This window comes from Pseudoxanthomonas broegbernensis (genome assembly GCF_014202435.1).
Taxonomy (GTDB): Bacteria; Pseudomonadota; Gammaproteobacteria; order Xanthomonadales; family Xanthomonadaceae; genus Pseudoxanthomonas; species Pseudoxanthomonas broegbernensis.
Map to the genome: position 1 here is coordinate 41,084 of NZ_JACHGU010000008.1, position 22,350 is coordinate 63,433.

General features: G+C 72.2%; 18 protein-coding genes and 1 pseudogene. 14 read left to right on the plus strand and 5 right to left on the minus strand.

Going from position 1 to position 22,350, the window contains the following annotated elements; genetic code table 11:
• The first annotated feature begins 180 nt into the window (after nt 1–180).
• From xerC to hslU, 3 genes are all read left to right on the plus strand, one after another.
• Nucleotides 181–1,068 carry a tyrosine recombinase XerC gene (gene xerC / locus HNR76_RS13470; protein WP_162311891.1) on the plus strand — a complete coding sequence of 296 codons (888 nt, stop codon included), beginning with the start codon at nt 181–183 and terminating at the stop codon, nt 1,066–1,068.
• A gap of 426 nt (nt 1,069–1,494) precedes the next feature.
• Nucleotides 1,495–2,046, plus strand: coding sequence for an ATP-dependent protease subunit HslV (hslV, locus tag HNR76_RS13475; protein ID WP_162311892.1), 552 nt, complete (start codon nt 1,495–1,497; stop codon nt 2,044–2,046).
• A gap of 79 nt (nt 2,047–2,125) precedes the next feature.
• The gene (hslU, locus tag HNR76_RS13480) at nt 2,126–3,490 is read left to right on the plus strand and encodes an ATP-dependent protease ATPase subunit HslU (protein ID WP_162311893.1); all 1,365 of its coding nucleotides are present in this window, start codon (nt 2,126–2,128) and stop codon (nt 3,488–3,490) included.
• 57 nt (nt 3,491–3,547) lie between these two features.
• Here hslU and HNR76_RS13485 read toward each other — a convergent pair whose 3' ends face one another.
• From HNR76_RS13485 to HNR76_RS13500, 4 genes are all read right to left on the minus strand, one after another.
• Nucleotides 3,548–4,339, minus strand: a complete 792-nt coding sequence (locus HNR76_RS13485) for a hypothetical protein (protein ID WP_162311894.1) — start codon at nt 4,337–4,339, stop codon at nt 3,548–3,550.
• 35 nt (nt 4,340–4,374) lie between these two features.
• Complete coding sequence (locus HNR76_RS13490; RefSeq protein ID WP_162311895.1) at nt 4,375–4,827, minus strand: nucleoside deaminase; 453 nt, start codon at nt 4,825–4,827, stop codon at nt 4,375–4,377.
• Between the two features lie 113 nt (nt 4,828–4,940).
• Nucleotides 4,941–5,837, minus strand: a complete 897-nt coding sequence (locus HNR76_RS13495; protein ID WP_162311896.1) for an alpha/beta hydrolase family protein — start codon at nt 5,835–5,837, stop codon at nt 4,941–4,943.
• A complete protein-coding gene (locus HNR76_RS13500; protein ID WP_162311897.1) occupies nt 5,837–7,663 on the minus strand; it encodes a hypothetical protein in 1,827 nt (608 codons plus the stop codon). The genes HNR76_RS13495 and HNR76_RS13500 overlap by 1 nt, the downstream gene beginning before the upstream one ends.
• A gap of 234 nt (nt 7,664–7,897) precedes the next feature.
• On the opposite strand from HNR76_RS13500, the gene ubiE reads away from it, so the two are divergent.
• The 3 genes from ubiE (at nt 7,898) to HNR76_RS13515 (ending at nt 11,458) form a co-directional block, all read left to right on the plus strand.
• Nucleotides 7,898–8,659 carry a bifunctional demethylmenaquinone methyltransferase/2-methoxy-6-polyprenyl-1,4-benzoquinol methylase UbiE gene (gene ubiE, locus HNR76_RS13505; RefSeq protein WP_162311898.1) on the plus strand — a complete coding sequence of 254 codons (762 nt, stop codon included), beginning with the start codon at nt 7,898–7,900 and terminating at the stop codon, nt 8,657–8,659.
• A 62-nt stretch (nt 8,660–8,721) separates the two neighbouring features.
• Nucleotides 8,722–10,665 carry a M1 family metallopeptidase gene (locus HNR76_RS13510; RefSeq protein WP_162311899.1) on the plus strand — a complete coding sequence of 648 codons (1,944 nt, stop codon included), beginning with the start codon at nt 8,722–8,724 and terminating at the stop codon, nt 10,663–10,665.
• Nucleotides 10,666–10,714: 49 nt separating this feature from the next.
• Complete coding sequence (locus HNR76_RS13515; protein WP_162311900.1) at nt 10,715–11,458, plus strand: hypothetical protein; 744 nt, start codon at nt 10,715–10,717, stop codon at nt 11,456–11,458.
• Nucleotides 11,459–11,497: 39 nt separating this feature from the next.
• Here the strand turns inward: HNR76_RS13515 and HNR76_RS13520 are convergent, their stop codons facing one another.
• On the minus strand, nt 11,498–12,430 hold the full coding sequence (locus tag HNR76_RS13520; protein WP_162311901.1) for a carbohydrate kinase family protein: 933 nt from the start codon (nt 12,428–12,430) through the stop codon (nt 11,498–11,500).
• A 325-nt stretch (nt 12,431–12,755) separates the two neighbouring features.
• Between HNR76_RS13520 and HNR76_RS13525 the strand changes: the two genes are divergently transcribed.
• The 8 genes and pseudogenes from HNR76_RS13525 (at nt 12,756) to HNR76_RS13560 (ending at nt 22,171) form a co-directional block, all read left to right on the plus strand.
• Nucleotides 12,756–13,802 carry a rod shape-determining protein gene (locus HNR76_RS13525; protein ID WP_162311902.1) on the plus strand — a complete coding sequence of 349 codons (1,047 nt, stop codon included), beginning with the start codon at nt 12,756–12,758 and terminating at the stop codon, nt 13,800–13,802.
• A 126-nt stretch (nt 13,803–13,928) separates the two neighbouring features.
• Nucleotides 13,929–14,979: pseudogene (gene mreC / locus HNR76_RS13530) on the plus strand (rod shape-determining protein MreC); the annotation flags it as partial.
• Complete coding sequence (gene mreD / locus HNR76_RS13535; protein WP_162311904.1) at nt 14,882–15,364, plus strand: rod shape-determining protein MreD; 483 nt, start codon at nt 14,882–14,884, stop codon at nt 15,362–15,364. The pseudogene mreC and the gene mreD, both read left to right, overlap by 98 nt.
• Before the next feature lies 1 nt (nt 15,365).
• Entirely contained in the window at nt 15,366–17,381 is a 2,016-nt protein-coding gene (gene mrdA, locus HNR76_RS13540; protein ID WP_162311905.1) for a penicillin-binding protein 2, read from the plus strand.
• Nucleotides 17,378–18,499 (plus strand): rod shape-determining protein RodA, encoded by a 1,122-nt coding sequence (gene rodA / locus HNR76_RS13545; protein ID WP_162311906.1) that lies wholly within the window; start codon nt 17,378–17,380, stop codon nt 18,497–18,499. Before mrdA ends, rodA begins: the two co-directional genes overlap by 4 nt.
• 74 nt (nt 18,500–18,573) lie before the next feature.
• Nucleotides 18,574–19,701, plus strand: a complete 1,128-nt coding sequence (gene mltB, locus HNR76_RS13550; protein WP_162311926.1) for a lytic murein transglycosylase B — start codon at nt 18,574–18,576, stop codon at nt 19,699–19,701.
• Nucleotides 19,698–20,849: a septal ring lytic transglycosylase RlpA family protein gene (locus HNR76_RS13555; protein WP_425501823.1), complete on the plus strand. Its 1,152-nt coding sequence runs from the start codon at nt 19,698–19,700 to the stop codon at nt 20,847–20,849. The genes mltB and HNR76_RS13555 overlap by 4 nt, the downstream gene beginning before the upstream one ends.
• Before the next feature lie 98 nt (nt 20,850–20,947).
• On the plus strand, nt 20,948–22,171 hold the full coding sequence (locus HNR76_RS13560; RefSeq protein ID WP_162311907.1) for a D-alanyl-D-alanine carboxypeptidase family protein: 1,224 nt from the start codon (nt 20,948–20,950) through the stop codon (nt 22,169–22,171).
• The last annotated feature ends 179 nt before the right edge of the window (nt 22,172–22,350 follow it).

Here is a 22,350-nt window from a genome sequence, read left to right on the forward strand (position 1 = left end):
GTCGGCGGCCGGGTTCCGGACCGGGATCGACCGCACTCCGGCATGGCGGTTGCCGGCTGAAGCCGGCTCCCGCAAGGGCGATGCGCGGGAGGGATGCATCCGCCACGGCCTGTTCGGTCGCAGACAGCGCGGTTTGCGCGCATCATCGGCGACCATGGTCGGCATCCTTTCCCCGGGACGATGAGCGGCATCGAAGACTTCCTCCTGCACCTGCGCGTGGAACGCGCGATGTCCACGCACACGCTCGATGCCTACCGCCGCGATCTGGAAGCGCTGCAGGGCTGGGCGCAGGCCCGAGGTGCCGCCGATGTCGCCGCACTGGACGGCTCGCGGCTGCGCGAGTTCGTCGCCGCCGAGCACCGCCGCGGCCTGGCGCCCAAGAGCCTGCAGCGGCGCCTGTCGGCCTGCCGCAGCTACTACGCCTGGCTGCTGAAGAACGGGGCCATCCCCGCCAGCCCGGCCGCCGGCCTGCGCGCGCCCAGGGCGCCGCGCCGGTTGCCGCAGGTACTGGACGTGGACGAGGCGGTGCGGCTGGTGGAGGTGCCCACCGACACGCCGCTGGGCCTGCGCGACCGCGCCCTGCTGGAGCTGTTCTATTCCTCCGGCCTGCGCCTGAGCGAATTGTGCGCGCTGCGCTGGCGCGACCTGCACCTGGAGGAAGGGCTGGTGACGGTGCTGGGCAAGGGCGGCAAGCAGCGCAGCGTGCCGGTGGGCTCGCATGCGCGCCGCGCGCTGGCGCAATGGCGCGCCACCACCGGTGCCGGCACCGACGATCCGGTCTTCCCCGGCCGTGGCGGCGGGCCGATCGGCCCGCGCGCCGTGCAGGTCCGCATCCGCCACCTGGCCGCGCGCCAGGGCCTGTTCAAGCACGTGCATCCGCACATGCTGCGCCACAGCTTCGCCAGCCACGTGCTCGAATCCTCCGGCGACCTGCGCGGGGTGCAGGAACTGCTCGGCCACGCCGACATCGCCACCACCCAGATCTACACCCACCTGGACTTCCAGCACCTGGCGAAGGTCTACGACGCCGCGCATCCACGGGCGAAGCGGAAGAAAGGCGCCGGCTGACGCGCGGCGGCGTCCAAGCGTGGGCAGCGGCCTCGCTGCGGATGCGGCGTGGCCCGGTTCCCCGCAATGGCAGTAGCGCGACCATGGCCGTGCCCCACGCCCATGGGAAGCCGACGGTCGACCGAGCGCGTGCTCCCGCTTTTCCTGGAATGGCCATTCATCCCGAAGCACCCCCGGCACGATGCCTGCCGACGGGAAGTAAAGGAGGAGGCTTCGGCCGCAGGCCGGAGCCGGGGGACATGAGCGGCGGCAGACATCGTGCCGGGCGCCGCGGCCAGGTATCCCACTCGATCCCGGAGCCAGGAGGCCACGGGGTCCCGGCCTGCGCCGGGACGATGGATGCGGATCGGCCGTTGGGCGGGCGGGACCGGGCTTGATCGCCCGCTGTTGCGTCCCCACGTCGTGGGAACAGCTTCCGGAGGCCGCATGGACCCCAGCCAGAACCCCAACGTGTTTCACGCCACCACCATCGTCTGCGTGCGCCGCGGCGACCGGGTGGCCATCGCCGGCGACGGCCAGGTGACCTTGGGGCACACGGTGATGAAGGGCAACGCGCGCAAGGTGCGCCGCCTGGGCCGCGAAGGCCAGGTACTGGCCGGCTTCGCCGGCGCGGCGGCCGACGCCTTCACCCTGTTCGAGCTGTTCGAGGCCAAGCTGGAGAAGCACGGCCAGCTCACCCGCGCGGCGGTGGAACTGGCCAAGGACTGGCGCACCGAGCGTCGGCTGGGCAAGCTCGAGGCGCTGCTGGCGGTGGCCGACCGCGAGACCTCGCTGGTCATCAGCGGCACCGGCGACGTGATCGAGCCGGAGGACGGCATCATCGCCATCGGCTCCGGCGGCAGCTACGCGCTGGCGGCCGCGCGCGCGCTGCTGGCGCATACCCCGCTGGATGCGAGGGCCATCGCCACCGAGGCCATCGGCATCGCCGGCGACATCTGCATCTACACCAACCGCAACATCGCCGTCGAGGAACTCTGACGACGCACGTCCCCGCCGCACGCGGCGGCGATGCCGGCGCGCGCCCCGGCGGCGCGCCACGAATCGATACGAAAAGGCCATGACCGACTACACCTCATCCACCATGACCCCGCGCGAGATCGTGCAGGAACTGGATCGCCACATCGTCGGCCAGCACCCGGCCAAGCGCGCGGTGGCCATCGCCCTGCGCAATCGCTGGCGGCGCATGCAACTCGCCCCGGAGCTGCGCAACGAGGTGATGCCCAAGAACATCCTCATGATCGGCCCCACCGGCGTGGGCAAGACCGAGATCGCGCGGCGCCTGGCCACGCTGGCCAACGCACCGTTCGTGAAGGTGGAGGCCACCCGCTTCACCGAGGTCGGCTACGTCGGCAAGGACGTGGAGCAGATCGTGCGCGACCTGGCCGACACCGCGGTCAAGATGTATCGCGAGCAGGCCAAGGCCCGCGTGCGGCTGCAGGCCGAGGAGCGTGCCGAGGAGCGCATCCTCGACGCCTTGCTGCCGCGGCGCGCGCAGCCGATGGGGTTCGATACCGGCTCGGCCGAGGTGCAGGTCTCAGGGCCGGAGGATTCCACCCGCGCCAAGTTCCGCAAGATGCTGCGCGCCGGCGAACTGGACGAGCGCGAGATCGAGCTGGAGCTTTCCACCAGTGTGGGCGTCGACATCATGACCCCGCCGGGCATGGAGGAGATGGGCCAGCAGTTGCGGCAGATGTTCTCCAGCCTGGGCGGCGGCAAGACCCAGAAGCGTTCGCTCGCGATCAAGGCCGCGCGGCCGCAGTTGATCGAGGAGGAGGCGGGCCGGCTGGTCAACGAGGACGAGATCCGCGCCGAGGCGGTGGAGGCCTGCGAGCAGCACGGCATCGTCTTCATCGACGAGATCGACAAGGTGGCCAAGCGCGGCGACAACGTGGGCGGGGGCGACGTCTCGCGCGAAGGCGTGCAGCGCGACCTGCTGCCGCTGGTCGAAGGCTCCACCGTCTCCACCAAGTACGGCACGGTCAAGACCGACCACATCCTGTTCATCGCCTCCGGCGCCTTCCACCTGGCCAAGCCCTCGGACCTGATCCCGGAACTGCAGGGCCGCTTTCCGATCCGGGTCGAGCTGACCGCGCTGAGCAAGGACGATTTCGTCCGCATCCTCACCGAGCCCAAGGCCGCGCTCAGCCGCCAGTACGTGGAGCTGATGGCCACCGAGGGCGTGAAGCTGGAGTTCTCCGCCGAGGCCATCGAGCGCCTGGCCGAGATCGCCGCTCTGGTCAACGAGCGCCAGGAGAACATCGGCGCCCGCCGCCTGCACACCGTGCTCGAGCGCCTGCTGGACACGCTCAGCTACGAGGCGCCGGACCGCGACGGCCAATCGGTGGCCATCGACCGCGGCTACGTCGACGCGCACCTGGGCGAACTGGTGCAGGACCCGGACCTGAGCCGCTACATCCTGTGAGCGGCCCTCCCGCCGCGGGGAGGCGGGTCGGCACGCGGGACGTGCCCGCTGCAGGGGCTAGCGCACGGCGGCCTTGCACTCGTCCAGCTTCTCGACCAGCCCGTCCAGGGTGAATTCGGCGTTGACGCTGTAGTCGTAGGGCCATTCGTAGCCGGCGATGAGCAGCCGGCTGCCGCCGGCACGGATCTGCGCGATCAGTTGCTGGGCGCGTGCGCCGGAGAGCCCCTCGGTCTCCGAGATCGCCTTGTTGCGGTCGACCCGGAACGCCTCCGGGCGCCCCGGGAAGTCGGCGCCGACGATCGTGGCCGAGACGCCGCGGCGCGAATGGTAGAGGAACAGGGGCTGGATGCCGCGCGCGGTGGTGGTGACCGTGCACGACTTCTCGTCGGTCATCGGGTCGACCTCGGGCCGGGCGCGCCATGCGTTGGTGCCGCGGGTGGCGGCCAACTGCGCGTCGCTGGGCTCGGCGACGAACTCGAAGCCGTAGAGGATGGCGTCCAGCCGCTTGACCTGGCCCTCGCCCATGCCCTTCATGTAGACGATCCGGCAGTCCGCGAGCACCGCGCGGTGCCACCACGGCGTCATGAAGTCCCCCGCCTCCGACGGCAGCAGGCGCGCGCTCCGGCCCGCCAGCTCGGAGAAGGGCGCGCTTCGCGATGCCTTGTCGAAGGCGACCATGCTGAAGCCGTGCTTGTGCTTCTCGTCGTCCGGGAAGCGTATCTCCGGGCCGGGCGCGGCCAGGTAGGCGTCGCACGGCGGCGCCTCCTGGGTCTCCTGGGCCGCGGCGGGCCAGGCGGCCGCCAGCGCGGCCGAGGCCAGGGCCAGCCACGCGGCGGCGCTCTTCGACATGTCCATGAATCCTCCTGGGGCGGTGGAACGGGCGTTCAATCCTGGCCGATGTCCTCGTGCCACACCTGCGGGTGGGCGGCGATCCAGTCGCCCAGCATCGCGATGCACTCGGCGTCGCCCAGGTCCACCACCTCCACGCCGTGCGCGCGCAGCCAGTCGTGGCCGCCATGGAAGTTGGCCGATTCGCCCATCACCACCGTGCCGATGCCGAACTGGCGCACCAGCCCGCTGCAGTACCAGCACGGGGACAGGGTGGTGACCATGAGGGTGTCGCGATAGGAGCGCTGGCGGCCGGCCTTGCGGAAGGCGTCGGTCTCGCCGTGCGCGGAGGGGTCGTTCTCCTGCACGCGGCGGTTGCGGCCGCGGCCCAGCAGGGTGCCGTCGCGGGCGAACAAGGCCGCGCCGATGGGGATGCCGCCCTCGGCCAGGCCCAGGCGGGCTTCCTCGACGGCGACGGCGAGCATGGCGCGGTAGTCGGGCGGGGACATGGCGGCCTTCGGGGGAGCGGGGCTCCAGTCTGCCCGCGCTCCGGCGAGGGCGCCATCGGCGGACACGCCGCGGTGGAACCGTGCGCATGGTTCCGCCGCGGCGCATCCCGCGGCTAGGCGACCAGCGCGTCGTGGATGGCCCGGGCGACCAGCGCGTCGTCCAGGTAGCCGGAGATCCCGTGGCGGTTGGAAGTCTTGTTGCGCACGTGGGTCAGGTTCTCGATCCGGAAATCCTGGGGATGGATCGGGAAGTGGCGGGCGGTCAGCGGATACAGCGCCACCACGTCGCGCTCGTCCATGGCGTTGATCCAGCGGCCGACGCATTCGGGCCGCGCGATGGGCTTGCCCAGGGAGTCGCGGATGCGGGTGACGGCCAGCGGCGAACCCACGGTGACGAGGGTGGGGACCTTCCACCCCTGCGCGGCGCCGATGTGCCTCAGCACGTTGAACGCCACCACCGTGCCCAACGAGTGGGCCACCACCACCGTCTCCACGCCCGGGTCGAACGCACTGGCCACGCCGGTGTCGATGACGTGGCGGATCGCGTCGTTCTTCAGGTAGTGGTACACGTCGCGGGTGGCCAGGGCGATGCTGGCGCCGCTGCCGTGGGGCACGTGGCGGTCGATGGCCTTGAGCACGGCCTGCAGCCATTCCCAGTTGAGCGGGCCGCGGTCGATCACCTCCGCGCCGGCGGCCTGCGCGATCTGCGCCTCGCTCAGGCCCGCCTGCTGGCCGACCTCGGCGATCACCGCGCGCACGAAGGCCTGTTCCTCCGCGTCGGCGCCGGCGCCGCGGACGATGACCTCGGCCGCCTGCCCCGGGGGCACCTGCCGGGAAAGCTGGTAGAGGGTGTCGCCGTAGTAGGGGAAGCGGATGCGTTCCCGGGGCACGGGCAGTTCCAGGCCGTTCTTCTCCAGCCCTTCCTCCAGCGCCTCGATCCATTCCTCCTTCAGCGTGGCCGCAACCTTTTCCTCCTGCGCGCGGCCGTGCACGAATACCAGTTGCTTCATCACCTGACCTCCCTTGTCGACAGTGCCTGCTTGATACGGTCCACGCCCCGGGGGTCGTACAGCGACCACAGGGATTGGCGGACGGTGGATTCCAGCCCCTCCAGCGCCGGGTGCGGCTTGACGCCGTGCGCGCGCAACAGCGTCCAGCCCTGCGAGAGCAGCGGCACGGGCGGGACGATCATGTCGGTCGGGACGACGCGGCGCCCGCGCAACTGCCGCGACAGCAGCGCCAGGTCGAAGAAGCTGGCATCGATGTCCTCGCACAGCAGGCGCGACATCCGGCCGATCCGCTCGGCCGGGTCCAGGTCGGCCTCGTGGTAGGCGTAGGCGGCGTACAGCGCCAGCGCCGGGTCCAGGCTCTTCATGTACCGCATGTCCCGGCCCACGGTATCGGCGCTGGAGACGTCCAGCCGGAAGCGCCCGTTGCGCGATGCGGACGCGGCCAAGGCGCGCAGCGCGCGCAACTCATCCTTGCGCGCGGCGTAGGCGTCCCAGCGCGGGTGGTTGGTCGAAGGCTCCCAGGCCAGGTCGACCAGCTCCCCCTCCTCGAAGGTGAGGGAGGCGACGTAGCCGCGGATCGCCGGCACCAGGGTGCCGGTCCCGTCCGCGAACTGCAGCAGCACGCTGGCGGCCGGCCCATCGATGGCGTCGACCCGGATCAGCGGCAGCGGGCCTTCCAGCCGGCGCACGTCCGCATAGGCGGACATCGCCAGGGCCACCGGAATGCCGCGCACCTTGATGCCGCATTGCGACTCGAAGCGGTCGGGGCCGAAGGGCGCGGCGATGCGCTTGAGCACGGACAGGCGCAGGTCGGGATCGTGCAGCCCGGGCATGGCGGCCATTCCCGGCAGCACCACGGGCCGGGCGGGCGGGTGCCGGGCGACGATGTCCGCCAGGCGGTCCCCGGAGGGGGCCAGGATGCTCTTGGTGTAGGTCACCGGGCCGGGGGAAGCGCGCCGCGCCTGGTGCCGGCGTACGCGCGGGGCAGGGGCGGGCGCCGCGCCCTGGGTGTCCTGCGCGCCGGCCGGGGCCGGTGGCGCCTCGATGCGCGCCAGCCACAGTGCGTCGGAGGTGATGATGGCGTCGGGGACCTGGTTGACCCGGGCGATCAGCTTGCGTTCGGCGACGATGCGCGGGATGGCCGCTTCCAGGTGCCGGGCCAGGCGCCGCGGATAGAGGTAGTGCGCCGGGTCGGCGGCGTCGGCGCCCGCGTCCAGCAGCTCCCGGTAGCGGCCCTGCAGCGCATGCAGCAGTTCCTCGGTGTACAGCGCGGTGTAGCTGCCGGCCGCCTCCCCGGGGTCGAGGATCTCGGCCGCGGTGCGGCCCAGGCGGCAGGCGAAGAGCTGGTCCACCGGGTGGCTGCGGTCGCTGGCGGCGTTGTTGGGGAACACGTCCTGGCCGACCACGTTCTGCGCCTGGATGCCTTCCGGGGCGACCCGGCACGCGTCGGAGATCACCACCACGTGCGGGATGCCGCAATAGCGCGCCAGATCGACGCTGCCGCGCACGTTCACCGCCGCGGAGGTCCGCTCGGGGGCGTCGGACAGCAGCCAGACCTCGCTGCGGTTGATGTTCACCCCGTGCCCGGCGAAGTAGAGGATCAACTGGTCCACGCCGGGGCCGTTGACGATCCTGCCGATGGCCTCGTAGATGTGGTCCGGGTGCACCGGGCCGCTGGCGTCGGTGATGAGCTTGGCGTTGCCCGGGTCGATCATGCCGGCCCCGATCGCCCAGTCGTGCATGCGCCGGGCGCCGCTGGCGGCATCGTGCAATTGCTGCAACTGGCCGGTGCGGTCCACGCCGACGAAGATGCCTGCTCGGATCATCCGTCTCCTTCCTGAGCCTCGATCCCGGGGTGGGCGGCCGGCGAGCCGGTGGCCACGTCGCGGCACGATATCAGCCGCGCCGCGTCCCGGACGACGGCCCCGTATGGTGGACGCGGCCGCCCGGCGGGGAGCGCGGCGCACCGGCCGCGGCGCGGAGGACGCGGGCGGCCCCGGGGCCGTCACCGCGGGCGCGTCGGCCGGCGCGGGGATCGCCGCCGGTGCCATAATCGGCGCATGAGCCAGCCCCCCCACCGCAGCGGCACCACCCATTTCGGGTTCCGCGACGTCCCCGCCGGCGAGAAGCAGAAGCTGGTCGGCCAGGTGTTCACATCCGTCGCGCGCAGGTACGACCTGATGAACGACCTGATGAGCCTGGGCATCCACCGTGCCTGGAAGCGCTATTTCACCGCGACCTGCCAGGTCAAGCCGGGCGACCGGGTGCTGGACCTGGCCGGCGGCACCGGCGACATCGCCGCCCTGCTGCGGCCGCGGGTGGGCGATGCCGGAACCATCGTGCTGGGCGACATCAACGCCGGCATGCTCTCGGTGGGCCGCGACCGGCTCACCGACCGCGGCCTGGTGGCCGGGCTGGAATACGTGCAGTGCAATGCCGAGAAGCTGCCGTTCCCGGACGCCAGCTTCGACCTGGTGACCATGGCCTTCGGCCTGCGCAACGTGACCGACAAGGACGCGGCCCTGGGCGAGATTGCGCGGGTGCTGCGGGTGGGCGGGCAGGCGCGGGTGCTGGAGTTCTCCGAGGTCCGGGCCGACTGGTTCAAGCCGGTCTACGACTTCCATTCGTTCAAGGTGCTGCCCAGGCTGGGCAGGCTGTTCGCCGGCGACGCCGACAGCTACCGGTACCTGGCCGAAAGCATCCGCAAGCATCCGCCGCAGGAGGAACTGCGCACGATGATGGAGGCGGCCGGGCTGTCGCGCTGCGGCTACGTCGACCTCAACGGCGGCATCGTCGCGGTGCATACCGGCTACCGGGTGTAGCGCCGGCCAGCCGCGGCGACCGGGTTACACTTGCAACTTCCCCCGATCCCGTTCCAGCCCGCATGCGCCTTCCCGTCCTGCTGTTCTCCCTTGCCATGATCGCTACCGCCAGCGGCTGCTCCGGCGACAGCGCCGACCCGGCGCAATCGCAGCCCGCCGCCAGGCCGGCGCCCAAGGCCGCCGTGGCCGCCTCGGCGCGGCGCCACGACGAAAGCTCCTACGCCCAGCCGGACAAGGTCCGCATCGCCGACCTGGCCCTGGACCTGAAGCTGGACTTCGATGCGAAGCAGTTGGCCGGCACCGCCACCTACACCCTGGACTGGGCCGATCCCGAAGCCGCGCACCTGGTGCTGGACACCCGCGAGCTGACGATCGAGAAGGTCGAGGGCGAGGCCGACGGTGCCTGGGCGCCGCTGCAGTACGCGCTGGCCGACGCCGACCCGGTGTTCGGCAGCAAGCTGACCATCGAGGCGCCGCAGCGCAACGTCAGGGTGCGCGTCGCCTACCGCACCGCGCCGACCGCCTCGGGCCTGCAGTGGCTGGAGCCGTCGATGACCGAGGGCAGGCAACTGCCCTTCATGTTCAGCCAGTCGCAGGCGATCCATGCGCGCAGTTGGGTGCCGCTGCAGGACACCCCGGGCGTGCGCTTCACCTATAGCGCGCGCGTGGCCTCGCGGCCGGACGTGATGGTGCTGATGAGCGCCGACAACGACCCGGCCGCGCCGCGCGACGGCGACTACGCCTTCGAGATGCCGCAGCCAATCCCCTCCTACCTGCTGGCCATCGCCGCCGGCGACCTGGTGTTCGAGCCGGTCTCCGCGCGCAGCGGGGTGTGGGCCGAGCCGGCGATGGTGCAGCGCGCCGCAGCCGAGTTCGAGGATGCCGAGAAGATGATCGCCGCCACCGAGGCCCTGTACGGACCGTACCGGTGGGAGCGCTACGACATGCTGGTGCTGCCGCCGTCGTTCCCGTTCGGCGGCATGGAGAACCCGCGCCTGACCTTCGTCACCCCCACGGTGATCGTGGGCGACAAGTCGCTGGTCTCGCTGATCGCCCACGAGCTGGCGCACAGTTGGTCGGGAAACCTGGTGACCAACGCGAGCTGGAAGGACATCTGGCTCAACGAGGGCTTCACCACCTACGTCCAGGGCCGCATCACCGAGGCGGTGTACGGCGAGGAGATGGCGCAGATGGAGCGCCAGATCGACCAGGACGGGGTGAAGGCCGACATGGCGCGGATGAGCCCGGCCGACCAGGCCCTGGCCCTGCCGCCGCTGGCCCGGCGCGACCCGGACGAGGCGCTGAGCGAGGTGGCCTACGTCAAGGGCGCCTGGTTCCTGCAGTTCCTGGAGCAGCGTTTCGGCCGCGAGGCGTTCGATCCGTTCCTGCGCGGCTGGTTCGACGACCACGCCTTCCAGAGCGCCGACACCGACCAGTTCGTCGCCTACCTGAAGCAGCACCTGCTCCCCAAGAGCCCCGACGTGGTGCGCCCGGAAGAGCTGGACGCCTGGCTGAACCAGCCGGGCATCCCGGCCTTCGCGCCGCCGGCGCAGTCGCGCACCTTCGCCAACGTCGACACCGCGCGCATCGCCTGGCGCGGCAGCGGCATGCTGCCCAACCGCCAGATCGCCGACGACTGGGGCACCCAGGCCTGGGTGCGGTTCCTGGAGGGCATGGGCGCCACCCTCAAGCCCGAACAACTGGCGCAACTGGACCAGGCCTACCACTTCACCGGCACCGCCAACGGCGAGATCGCCATGCGCTGGTACCCGCTGGCGATCCGCAGCGGCTACCTCGATGCGCGCCCGGCCGCCGGCGAATTCATCCAGCGCGTCGGCCGGCGCAAGTTGGTCCTGCCCATCTACGAGGAACTGGCCAAGACGCCCGATGGGCTGGCCTTCGCCCGCGAGGCGTTCGAGCGCGCGCGGCCGGGCTACCACCCGATCACCACCGCCTCGGTGCAGGCCCTGCTGGACAAGGCCGGCGCGCCGGCGGCCCAGCGCTAGGCGGCGGCCCATGCGCGCGCTTTCCCCTCCCTCGCCAGGAGCGCAGCCGATGAACCGTCCCCTCCCGCGCCTGTCCGTGGCCCTGCTGCTGGCCGCCGCCCTGCTTGCCGCCGCCACCGCCTGCACCGACCGCGAGGCCCAGCGCCAAGCGCAAGCGGCGGCGCAGGCGCAGGCGCGCGAGCAGGCCGCCGCGCAATTGCAGCGCGACTACGACGCGGCGGTGGCCGCCAACAACTGGGAGCTGGCCCGCGTGCACGGCGCCGCGCTGCTGGCCCAGTACCCGGGCACGCCGGCCGCGGCGGCGGTCGAGCCGGCACTGGCCGAGGTCGCCGCCCGGGCCGAGGCCGTGCGCGAGCGGCGGCGCCTGGCCGCCCTGTGGGACTACGCGCGGGTGGCCGCCGGGAAGGGCGAGCAGCGCTCGGCGGCGATCCTGAGCATGGCGCCGGTGGACACCGGCGGCGCCGGGCCGGCCGCGGTGCAACTGGTCCTGCGCGACCACCCGCAATGGAAGCGCAGCGCCTACCTGGTGCTGCAGGGCGGCGACTTCGACTGCTACGGCGGCTGCAAGGTCAAGGTCCGGTTCGACGACGCGGCGCCGAAGGCGATGTCGGCCTGGCGGCCGAGGACCGACGAGGCCATCGCCTTGTTCATCGAAGACCATCGCGGTCTGTGGCGGCAGTTGCGCAAGGCCGGGCGCGTGGAGATCGAGTTCCCGGTGAAGGCCGGCGGCGCCCGTGCCGCCGCGTTCGAGGCCGGCGGCCTGGACGGCGGCCAGATGCCGGGCTGGGATTGAGGCCGCGCCCGCTGGGCGCCTTTCGGCGAAAGGGCGGCGCTACAGCGCGTAGCCGAACTGCTGCTTGAACTGGTCGTTGAACTCGTCGAAGTCGAAGCGCTGGTTCTGGGTGCCCGGGTGCTCCACCTTCAGCGCGCCCATCAGGTTCCCCAGACGGCCGATGGTCAGCCAGTCGCAGCCGCGCTGGATGCCGAAGATCAGCCCGGCGCGGAAGGCGTCGCCGCAGCCGGTCGGGTCGGTGACCCGGCGTTCGTGCGCCGGCGGGATGTCGTAGGTCTTCTCCGGGGTATGCACCAGCGCGCCCTTCGGCCCCTGGGTGGCCACGTAGGCCTTCACCCGCTGCACGATCTCCTTCTCGTTCCAGCCGGTGCGTTCCTGCAGCAGGTTGGACTCGTAGTCGTTGACGGTGACGTAGTCGGCCAGCTCGATGAAGTCGCGCAGTTCCTGGCCGTTGAACAGCGGCATGGCCTGGCCGGGATCGAAGATGAAGGGGATGCCGGCCTCGGCGAACTGGCGCGCGTTCTGCAGCATGCCCTCGCGCCCGTCCGGGCTGACGATGCCGAAGTCGACGCCCGGCACGTCCCTCACCTGGTTCTCGTAGCTGCGCATCATCGCCCCGGGGTGGAAGGCGGTGATCTGGTTGTTGTCGTGGTCGGTGGTGATGAACGCCTGCGGGGTGAACAGCCCGTCGATCACCTTGACCTGGTCCAGGCGGATGCCCTGCTGCTCGAACCACTCCCGGTACGGGCCGAAGTCCTGGCCCACCGTGGCCATCGGCACCGGGTCGCCGCCCAGCAGCTTGAGGTTGTAGGCGATGTTGCCCGCGCATCCGCCGAACTCGCGGCGCATCCGCGGCACCAGGAACGATACGTTCAGGATGTGCACCTTGTCCGGCAGGATGTGGTTCTTGAACTGGTCCGGAAACACCATGATGGTGTCGTAGGCGAGGGAACCACAGATCAGGGTGGACATCGGCTGGCTGCTCGGCAGGCCCATGGGGCGGGCGAAGGGGGCGTCGGCGCGGCGGGGCCTGCGCCGCCGCGCAAAGGGTAACGGCTGCATCCGGGTGCGGCCAGTCCGGCGCGGCCTCCGCGGCGGCGGCGAGATCGCGCAAATGCCCGCCGCGGCGCCGAATCTTCCTTGCCGGCGACCGGTCCCGTTGCTAGGCTAACCGGCCGGTTTCCGCCCGGATTTCCGCTATCGGCGCGCATCCGGCGCCGCGGGCCGGGCCGCCTTCCACCGGTCGCCTCATCGCCTCCGCATCCCTGTTCCCGAGCCCCCAGGATCGCCTCCCACGATGTTCAAGAAGCTCCGCGGCATGTTCTCCAACGACCTGTCCATCGACCTGGGCACGGCCAACACCCTGATCTACGTGCGCGGCCAGGGCATCGTGCTGAACGAACCGTCGGTGGTGGCGGTGCGCCAGGACCGCACCATCGGCGGCACCCGCACGGTGGCGGCGGTGGGCGCGGAGGCCAAGCAGATGCTCGGCCGCACCCCGGGCAACATCACCACCATCCGGCCGATGAAGGACGGGGTGATCGCCGACTTCACCTACACCGAGGCCATGCTCAAGCACTTCATCAAGAAGGTGCACAAGGCCCGGGTGCTGCGCCCCAGCCCGCGGGTGCTGGTGTGCGTGCCGGCCGGCTCCACCCAGGTCGAGCGCCGCGCGATCAAGGAATCGGCCGAAGAGGCCGGCGCCCGCGACGTCTACCTGATCGAGGAGCCCATGGCCGCGGCCATCGGCGCCGGCATGCCGGTGTCCGAGGCGCGCGGCTCGATGGTCATCGACATCGGCGGCGGCACCACCGAGGTGGCGGTGATCTCGCTCAACGGCATCGTCTACTCGGCCTCGGTGCGCATCGGCGGCGACCGCTTCGACGAGTCCATCACCAACTACGTGCGCCGCAACCACGGCATGCTGATCGGCGAGGTGACCGCCGAGCGGATCAAGGTCGAGCTGGGCTGCGCCTACCCGCAGGCCGAGAACAGGGAACTGGAGATCACCGGCCGCAACCTCGCCGAGGGCGTGCCGAAGATGATCAAGATCAACTCCAACGAGGTGCTGGAGGCGCTGCACGAGCCGCTGGCGGGCATCGTCTCGGCGGTCAAGCTGGCGCTGGAGCAGACCCCGCCGGAACTGGGCGCGGACGTGGCCGAGCGCGGCATCGTGCTGACCGGCGGCGGCGCCCTGCTCAGCGACCTGGACAAGCTGATCTCCGAGGAGACCGGCCTGCACGTGCAGGTCGCCGACGACCCGCTGACCTGCGTGGCCCGCGGCGGCGGCCGCGCGCTGGAGCTGGTGGACATGCACGGCAACGAATTCTTCACCCCTGACTGAGGCCGGCGGCGGCGGCGCGGATGGGAGCGCCGTCCGCAGTCGCGCTTCTGCCTTGCCGGCCCGCCCCCGTCCCGCCGCGGCATCCGTTTCGACCCCGAATCCACGATCCCGAGTCCCGGCCCCAACGTGTCCTACGCTGGTTTCCCTCCCGCCGCCCGACCCGGTGAAACCGCCGGCACCCTGCGGTTGCTGGCCTACCTGGCGCTGGCCGTCGCGCTGCTGGTGCTGGACCGGCGCGGCGACTGGCTGGAGCGCGCGCGCGAGCAGGCGACCGTGCTGGTGCAGCCGCTGTGGGCGCTGGCGGGCCTGCCCGGCCGCGCGGGCAATGCGATGAAGGACGGCCTGGCCGCGCGCCAGGCGCTGCTGGAGGAGAACCGCCGGCTGCGCAACGAGCTGCTGGTCGCCGACGCGCGCCTGACCCGGCTGCGCAACGCCGCCGTCGACAACGCCCAGTTGCGCGAACTGCTGGGCGTGGCCGAGCGCACCGGCCTGGACGTGCAACTGGTCCCGATCCTGGACATCGACCTGGCGCCCTCGCGGCAGCGGCTGGTGCTGGGCGCCGGCAGCCGCCAGGGCGTATATCGCGGGCAGGCGGTGATCGACGCCGGCGGCCTGCTCGGCCAGGTGGTCGCGGTGACCCCGGCCAACGCCACCGTGCTGCTGCTGACCGACCCGGACCACGCGGTGCCGGTGATGGTGGCGCGCAACGGCGTGCGCCTGATCGTGTACGGCCGCGGCGACCGCCTGGAGCTGCGCGACGTGGCCCTGAACCAGGACGTGCAGGTGGGCGACGACCTGGTCACCTCCGGCCTGGGCGGGCGCTTCCCTCCCGGCTTCCCGGTGGCCACCATCGCCGGCCTGCATCCGGACGAGGGCCAGGCGTTCCTGGTCGGCGAACTGAAGCCGGCCGCGCAATTGGACCGTGGCCGCGACGTACTGCTGCTGCGCGGCCGCGAGCCGGACGAAGCCCTGCCCGGCGCGGACCCGGACGCCGCCGCGGGTGCCGTGGATCGCGCTTCCGGTGCCTCGACGACCGCCCCGGCGCCGCAAGCCGCGCCGGCCGCGCCGGAGCCGGCCCGGTGAGCCGCCTGCGCGGCGCGGCCTGGGTATTGCCGACCAGCCTGTTCCTGGCCGTGCTGCTGGGCCTGGTCCCGCTGCACGAGGCGTTGCAGCCGCTGCGCCCGTACTGGCTGGCGCTGGTGCTGGCCTACTGGGTGATCGAGACGCCCTCGCGGGTGGGCCTGGGCCTGGCGTTCTGCTGCGGCGTGGTCGCCGACCTGGCCTACGGCGGCCTGCTCGGCGAGCAGGCCCTGCGGCTGGTGATCATGGCCTTCATCCTGCAGCGCTTCCGCGCGCGCCTGCGTTTCTTCCCGCTGTCGCAGCAGGCGCTGGCCATCGGCGCGCTGTTGGTCAACGACCGCATCGTCGACGCCGCCATCCACCTGGCCCTGGGCGAACCGGCCCTGCCCTGGCACTACTGGTGGGCGCCGCTGCTGGGCCTGTTGCTGTGGCCGCCGCTGTTCCTGCTGCTGGACGCGCTGCGCCTGGGCCGGCGCGACTGAGATGCACGGCCGCCGCCCGACCAAGAACCCGCACGCCGAGGCCGAGCAGTTCCGCCGCCGCGCGGCGCTGGGCTTCGTGGTGGTGGTGCTGTCGCTGGCGGGCCTGGCGGCGTGGTACTTCAAGCTGCAGGTGCTGGACCATGCCGACTACGCCACCCGCTCGGAGGCCAACCGCATCCGCCCGCGGCCGGTGGTGCCGGCGCGCGGGATGATCTACGACCGCCAGGGCCGGCTGCTGGCCGAGAACCTGCCCGCGTTCCGCCTGGACATCACCCCGGACAAGGCCGGCGACACCGAGAGGCTGCTGGCCGAGCTGGGCGCGCTGATCCCGCTGAGCGAGGACGAGATCGAGCATTTCCGCAACGAGCGCCGCGCCGGCCGCGGGTTCCGCCCGATCACCCTCAAGCTGCGCCTGAGCGACGAGGAGATGGCGGTCTTCGCGGTCAACCGCTGGCGCTTCCCCGGGGTGGAGATGGAGCCGTACCTGACCCGGCACTACCCCTACGGCGACCTGTTCGCGCACGTGATCGGCTACGTGGGCCGCATCGACGAGCAGGACCTGGAACAACTGGGGCAGGGCGGCAGCGCGCTGACCCACATCGGCAAGACCGGCGTGGAGCGCGCCTACGAGGAACTGCTGCGCGGCAAGGTCGGCTACGAGCGGGTGGAGACCAACGTGCAGGGCCGCGCGCTGCGCACCCTGGGCCGGGTGCCGGCGGTGCCCGGCGCGGACCTGCGCCTGTCCATCGACGCCGAGCTGCAGCGCGCCACCGTGGCCGCGTTCGGCGAGCTGGAGGGCACGGCGGTGGCGATGGACCCGCGCAGCGGGCAGATCCTGGCCCTGGTCAGCCTGCCGTCCTACGACGCCAACCTGTTCGTCAACGGCATCTCCCACGCCGACTACCGCGCGCTGATGGACAACCCCTCGCGCCCGCAGTTCAACCGCGCGGTGCTGGGCGGGGTGGCGCCCGGTTCCACGCTCAAGCCGTTCCTGGCCCTGGCCGGCCTGGACAGCGGCGTGCGCAAGCCGGAGGACCGCACCCTGTCCACCGGCATGTTCTACCTGCCCGGCAACAGCCGCGGCTGGGGCGACTCGCACCGCGGCGGCCATGGCTGGACCGATGCGCGCAAGTCCATCGCCGATTCGGTCAACACCTACTACTACCAGCTCGCGCTGGACATGGGCATCGCCCGGGTCGAGGAATACCTGACCCGCTACGGCTTCGGCCAGCCCAGCGGCATCGACCTGGCCGGCGAGATCGGCGGCATCCTGCCCAGCCCGGCCTGGAAGATGAAGCAGCGCAAGGAGCGCTGGTACCCCGGCGACACAGTCAACATCAGCATCGGCCAGGGCGACTGGAAAGTGACCCCGCTGCAGATGGTGCGCGGCACCGGCGCGCTGGCCGACGACGGGCGCCTGCGCCGCCCGCACCTGGTCGATGCGCGCCGCGACCGCTTCGATGCGCCCTGGCTGCCGCTGACGCAGCCTGCGCCCGTGCTGATCAGCGACCGTCCGGACCATCTGCAGGTGGTGCGCGAGGGCATGGTCGCCACGGTGCACGGCCCCGGCGGCACCGCGCGGGCCATGGGCGTCGGCGCGCCATACCGGATCGCCGGCAAGACCGGCACCGCGCAGGTGGTCAGCCGCCGCGGCACCGCCGCGATCAACCCGCGCAGCCTGCCGATCCACCTGCGCCACCGCGCGCTGTTCATCGGCTACGCGCCGGCCGAGGACCCGCAGATCGCGGTGGCGGTGGCGGTGGAGGGCGGCGGCTACGGCGGCAGCACCGCCGCGCCCATCGCCCGGGCGATCTTCGATGCCTGGCTGCTGGGCACGCCGCCGGAGGGGATGGAACCGGTCGACGGGCCGGCTCCGGCAGGGATGCCGGTGGACTGTGCCGCGGAGGGCCCGGGCTGCATGGCGCCGGATGCCGCCGCGACGTCCCGGGTTCCGGCGGCCACGCCCGATGCCGATGCCTCCGGGGCGACGCCGCCCGCGCGCGGAGCGCGGCGATGAAGCCCGTCCTGCGCTGGCTCCTGGACCTGGCCTGGCGCGCCACGCGCACCCTGGACTGGCCGTTGTGCCTGGCCCTGGCCGCGCTGATGGGCTTCGGCCTGGCGGTGCTGCACAGTGCCGGCGGCGCCGAGGGCGGGCCGGCGCTGCTCAAGGCCCAGGGCGCGCGCTTCGCCATCGGCGTCGCGGCGATGTGGGTGCTGTCGCGGGTGTCGGTGATCCGGCTGCGGGCCTGGTCGCCCATGGTGTACGTGCTGGCCCTGCTGCCGCTGGTGGCGGTGCTGCTGGTGGGCACCGGCAAGCATGGCCGGCACTGGCTCGACCTGGGCGTGTTCTACCTGCAGCCCTCCGAGCTGCTGAAGATCGCCCTGCCGATGATGCTGGGCTGGTACCTCAACCAGCGCCCGCTGCCGCCGCGCATCGGCACGGTGCTGGCGGCCGGGCTGCTGATCGCGGCGCCCACCGGGCTGATCCTGCTGCAGCCGGACTTCGGCACGGCGATGCTGATCGCCGCCAGCGGCGTCTTCGCCCTGCTGCTGGCCGGCCTGCCGTGGTGGTGGGTGGGCGTGGCGGTAGGCGGGGTGGGCGCGATCGCGCCGGTGGCCTGGCTATGGCTGCTGCGCCCGTACCAGAAGGCGCGGGTGATGACCTTCCTCGACCCGGAGAGCGATCCGCTGGGCGACGGCTGGAACATCATCCAGTCCAAGATCGCCATCGGCTCGGGCGGGCTCACCGGCAAGGGCTGGGGCGAGGGCAGCCAGTCGCACCTGAACTTCATCCCCGAGCAGACCACCGATTTCGTGTTCGCGGTGCTCAGCGAGGAATTCGGCTGGATCGGCGTGGCCACGGTGATGGCGCTGTACCTGTTCGTGATCGGGCGCTGCCTGTGGATCGCGATGCATGCGCGCGACGGCTATTCGCGGCTGCTGGCCGGCTCGCTGGGGCTGGCGTTCTTCGTGTACGTGCTGGTCAACGGCGGCATGGTCTCCGGGCTGCTGCCGGTGGTGGGCGTGCCGATGCCGCTGCTCAGCTACGGCGGCACCTCGGCGGTGTCGCTGCTGGCCGGGGTGGGCCTGGTGATGGCGGTGCGCAGCCACCGGCCGGTGCATGGCCAGCGCTGATGCCGGTGCATGGATGCGGCGGGAAAACCCGTGGTCTCGTGGCTTTTCGGGCACATGCTAATCTGCCTTCGATGATGATGAAGTCCGCGCTGACCTGCCTGCTCGCCCTGTCGTTGTCCGCCTGCTGGACACCGAAGGAGGGCTTCGTTTCCCCGCCCCCCTCGCCGCCGCGGCCGGCCGTGGCGGCGGTGCCCGCCGAGGCCGCGCCCGAGGCGCCGCCTGCGCCTCCGCTGGACCTGACGCCGGTGCCGTTCGAGACCGCGCGCGCGCATTTCGTGCGCGACACCGCCGCCCGCTACGGCATCCCCGCCGCGCAGATCGAGGCCACGCTGGCCAGGGCCACGTTCCTGGACAGCGTGGTCGCGGCGATGTCGCGTCCGGCCGAGCGGGTCAAGCCGTGGCACGAGTACCGGCCGATGTTCATCAGCCAGGCGCGGATCGACGGCGGCCGCGCGTTCCTGGCCAGGAACCGCGCCGCGCTGGAGAAGGTGCAGGCCGCCACCGGCGTGCCGGCCGAGCTGATCGTGGCGATCATCGGCGTGGAGACCAGCTACGGCGGCAACACCGGCCGCTACTCGGTGCTCGATGCGCTGTATACCCTGGCCTTCCGCTATCCGCGCAGCGGAGATCCGGACAAGCTCGAGCGCGAGGTGCGGCGCGAGCTGTTCTTCCGCGACGAACTGGCGCAACTGTTCGCCCTGGGCCGCGAGGAGAAGCTGGACATCGCCGCGCTCAAGGGCAGCTACGCCGGGGCGATGGGCATGGGCCAGTTCATGCCCTCCAGCTACCGGGAATTCGCGGTGGACGGCGATGGCGACGGCCGCCGCGACCTGTTCGGCAGCCTGGACGACGTGTTCGCCTCCATCGCCAACTATTTCGCGAAGAAGGGCGGCTGGGTCCCCGGCGCCCCGGTCGCGGTGCCGGCCACCCTGGCGCCGGGCCGCGAACCCTTCGACCCGGTCGACTGGACGCCGAGCCACAGCCTGGCCGACCTGGCCGCGCGCGGCTACGCGCCGCAGCAGCCGCTGCCGGCCGACGCCACCGCCACGCCCGTCTCCCTGGCCGGCAGCGCCGGGCCGCAGTACTGGCTGGGCTTGCGCAACTACTACGCCATCACCCGCTACAACATCTCCAAGATGTACGCGATGGCGGTGTACCAGTTGTCCGAGGCCATCGCCGGGCGCGAGATCCCGCCGGCATGAGCCCGCGCCGGCCGCGGATGGCGGGCAGGGCCGTGGTGGTGGTGGCCGCGCTCGCGCTGGCCGCCTGCGGCAGCGCGCCGAAGAAGCCCAAGGGCGCCTCCGCCGGCACGCCGGTGGCGGCCGCGAAGGCCGGTGCGGCGACCGCCCCCGACTGCGCCGGTGCCTCGCCCTACGCGCCGGCGCGGGAGGACCCGTCCACCCGCGGCGACTACACCGCCGGCGGCCTCTACAAGCCCGGCGTGCGCGACAGCACCCCCGACTACGTGCCGCGGGTGGAATGCATCCCCGAGCCGCAGGTCGTCGCCGAGCCGCGCTCGCCGGTGGGCAACCGCTCGCCGTACGTGGTGCTGGGGCAGCAGTACCGCGTGCTGGAACGGCCGCACGGCTACGTCGAGCGGGGCACCGCCTCGTACTACGGCAACAAGTTCCACGGCCGTCGCACCTCCAACCAGGAGGTGTACGACATGTACGCCTTCACCGCCGCGCACAAGACCCTGCCGCTGCCCAGCTTCGCCCGGGTCACCAACCTGGACAACGGCCGCTCGGTGGTGGTGCGGGTGAACGACCGCGGCCCGTTCCACGAGGGCCGTGTGATCGACCTGAGCTACGCGGCGGCGGTGAAGCTGGACATCGTGGCGCGCGGCACCGGCCGGGTGGAGGTCCAGGCGCTGACGCCGGGGGATGCGCCCGCCGCGCCGCCGGCCGTGGCGGCCGGCCGCGCCCCGGTGCCGCCGCCGGCGTCGCCCGTGGATGCGGCGGCATCTTCCGCGCCGGCGGCCACCGCGCCGGGGACGCCGGCCACGCCGCTGGACCAGTGGGTGCAGGCGCTGCCGCCGGCGGGAACCGCCGCCGCGGGCGCGATACCGGCATCGGGAACGGCCGCGCCCGCTGCCCCGGCCGCGTCCCCGGCACCCGCGATGGCCGGGCCGATGCTGCAGGTGGCCAGCTTCTCCAGCCTGGACAATGCGCGCCGCGCGCTGGACCGGCTGCTGGCCGCCGGCATTCCCAACGCGCGCCTGGACGACGTGGTCGCCGGCGGCCGCACGCTGTGGCGGCTGCGGGTGGCCGCCACCGGCACCGATGCGGCGGAACTCGCCGGGCGCATTGCCGGTCTGGGATTCGGCATGCCGCAGCCGGTGCGCGAATGAGCGCCAGGCCGCGGCAAGGCGCCGATACAATCGTGCGTTCCGCATCCGCTTTCCATCGTCCGGCCCTTCGCCGGTTTTCCGCAGGAGTCCGTATCCGCATGAAGTCTCGCTCGACCCCCGGCGCGTCCGCCCTGGGCGTTTTCGCCGCCGCGCTGGCCACCGTGTTCTCGGCCGGGCTGGCCCTGGCCCAGGCGCCCGCGCCCGCCCCGGCATCGGCCGCCTCGACGGTCGCCGTGCCGCCGGCGCCCAAGCCAGCCCCTTCCACCGCCTGGCTGCTGATGGACTACGCCAGCGGCCAGGTGCTTGCCGGCGAGAACATCGACGCACGCGTGGAGCCGGCCAGCATCACCAAGGTGATGACGTCCTACGTGATCGCCGCCGAGATCGCCGACGGCAAGGTCAAGGCCGACGACCAGGTGCTGATGAGCGAGCGCGCCTGGCGCGAGGGCGGCGCCCGCACCGACGGCAGCTTCAGCGGCTTCCCGGTCAACCAGCGCGCGTCGCTGCACGACATGGAAGTGGGCATGGCGGTGCAGTCGGGCAACGATGCGGCCATCGCCCTGGCCGAGCACGTGGCCGGCACCCAGGAGGCGTTCGCCGACCTGATGAACAGCTACGCGGCCAGGATCGGCATGAAGAACAGCCGCTTCGCCAACGCCCACGGCCTGTCCGCGCCGGAACACTACAGCACCGCCTATGACTTGGCGCTGCTGGGCCGGGCCTTCATCCGCGACTACCCGGACGCGTACGCGTACAACAAGATCAAGGAGTTCACGGTCAGCGGCATCACCCAGCCCAACCGCAACCTGCTGCTGTGGCGCGATCCAAGCGTGGACGGGATCAAGACCGGCCACCACTCCAAGGCCGGCTACTGCCTGATGAGCTCGGCACAGCGCGGCGAGCAGCGCCTGATCGCGGTGGTGATGGGCGGCTCCTCCGAGCGCCAGCGCGCCGACGACAGCCTGGCCCTGCTCAACTGGGGCTTCCGCTTCCACGAGACCCACCGCCTGTACGAACCCGGCAAGCCGGTGGCGCCGCTGAAGGTGTGGAAGGGCACGTCCGACCAGGTCCAGCTCGGCGTGGCCGAGCCGCTGCTGGTCAGCGTGCCGCGCGGCCGCTACGGCGACCTGCAGCCGACGATGGAGGTGCCGCGCTCGCTGGTGGCCCCGATCGCCGCCGGGCAGCAGGTGGGCATGGTCAAGGTGTCGCTGGACGGCCAGGTGGTGGCCCATGCACCGCTGGTGGCGGCCACGGCGGTGGAGCAGGCCGGCTTCTTCAAGCGCCTGTGGGACGCGTTCTGGATGTGGTGGGAGTCGGACTGAGCGCGGTTCGCGGCCGGCATCCCCCGTGCACGGCCGGCGAAAGCCGGCCGTCGCCGTTTCCGGCATGCCGGCCGATGGCGCCTGCGCCGTGGTTTATCATCCGGCGACCTTGCGACGGCGTCGTGTCCCCCCCCCGGGGCCGGCATTGCCGCCCGGCCATTCATCCACATGGGGATCGA

Bases quoted from the DNA above. Each gene is read 5' to 3' on its own strand.
- HNR76_RS13515 (WP_162311900.1), top strand. From the start codon at position 10,715: ATGAACCGTCCCCTCCCGCGCCTGTCCGTGGCCCTGCTGCTGGCCGCC.
- rodA (WP_162311906.1), top strand. From the start codon at position 17,378: ATGAAGCCCGTCCTGCGCTGGCTCCTGGACCTGGCCTGGCGCGCCACG.
- HNR76_RS13525 (WP_162311902.1), top strand. From the start codon at position 12,756: ATGTTCAAGAAGCTCCGCGGCATGTTCTCCAACGACCTGTCCATCGAC.
- hslV (WP_162311892.1), top strand. From the start codon at position 1,495: ATGGACCCCAGCCAGAACCCCAACGTGTTTCACGCCACCACCATCGTC.
- xerC (WP_162311891.1), top strand. From the start codon at position 181: ATGAGCGGCATCGAAGACTTCCTCCTGCACCTGCGCGTGGAACGCGCG.
- HNR76_RS13485 (WP_162311894.1), bottom strand. From the start codon at position 4,339: ATGTCGAAGAGCGCCGCCGCGTGGCTGGCCCTGGCCTCGGCCGCGCTG.
- mrdA (WP_162311905.1), top strand. From the start codon at position 15,366: ATGCACGGCCGCCGCCCGACCAAGAACCCGCACGCCGAGGCCGAGCAG.
- HNR76_RS13495 (WP_162311896.1), bottom strand. From the start codon at position 5,837: ATGAAGCAACTGGTATTCGTGCACGGCCGCGCGCAGGAGGAAAAGGTT.
- HNR76_RS13555 (WP_425501823.1), top strand. From the start codon at position 19,698: ATGAGCCCGCGCCGGCCGCGGATGGCGGGCAGGGCCGTGGTGGTGGTG.
- HNR76_RS13490 (WP_162311895.1), bottom strand. From the start codon at position 4,827: ATGTCCCCGCCCGACTACCGCGCCATGCTCGCCGTCGCCGTCGAGGAA.
- ubiE (WP_162311898.1), top strand. From the start codon at position 7,898: ATGAGCCAGCCCCCCCACCGCAGCGGCACCACCCATTTCGGGTTCCGC.
- hslU (WP_162311893.1), top strand. From the start codon at position 2,126: ATGACCGACTACACCTCATCCACCATGACCCCGCGCGAGATCGTGCAG.
- HNR76_RS13520 (WP_162311901.1), bottom strand. From the start codon at position 12,430: ATGTCCACCCTGATCTGTGGTTCCCTCGCCTACGACACCATCATGGTG.
- HNR76_RS13510 (WP_162311899.1), top strand. From the start codon at position 8,722: ATGCGCCTTCCCGTCCTGCTGTTCTCCCTTGCCATGATCGCTACCGCC.
- mltB (WP_162311926.1), top strand. From the start codon at position 18,574: ATGATGAAGTCCGCGCTGACCTGCCTGCTCGCCCTGTCGTTGTCCGCC.
- HNR76_RS13500 (WP_162311897.1), bottom strand. From the start codon at position 7,663: ATGATCCGAGCAGGCATCTTCGTCGGCGTGGACCGCACCGGCCAGTTG.
- HNR76_RS13560 (WP_162311907.1), top strand. From the start codon at position 20,948: ATGAAGTCTCGCTCGACCCCCGGCGCGTCCGCCCTGGGCGTTTTCGCC.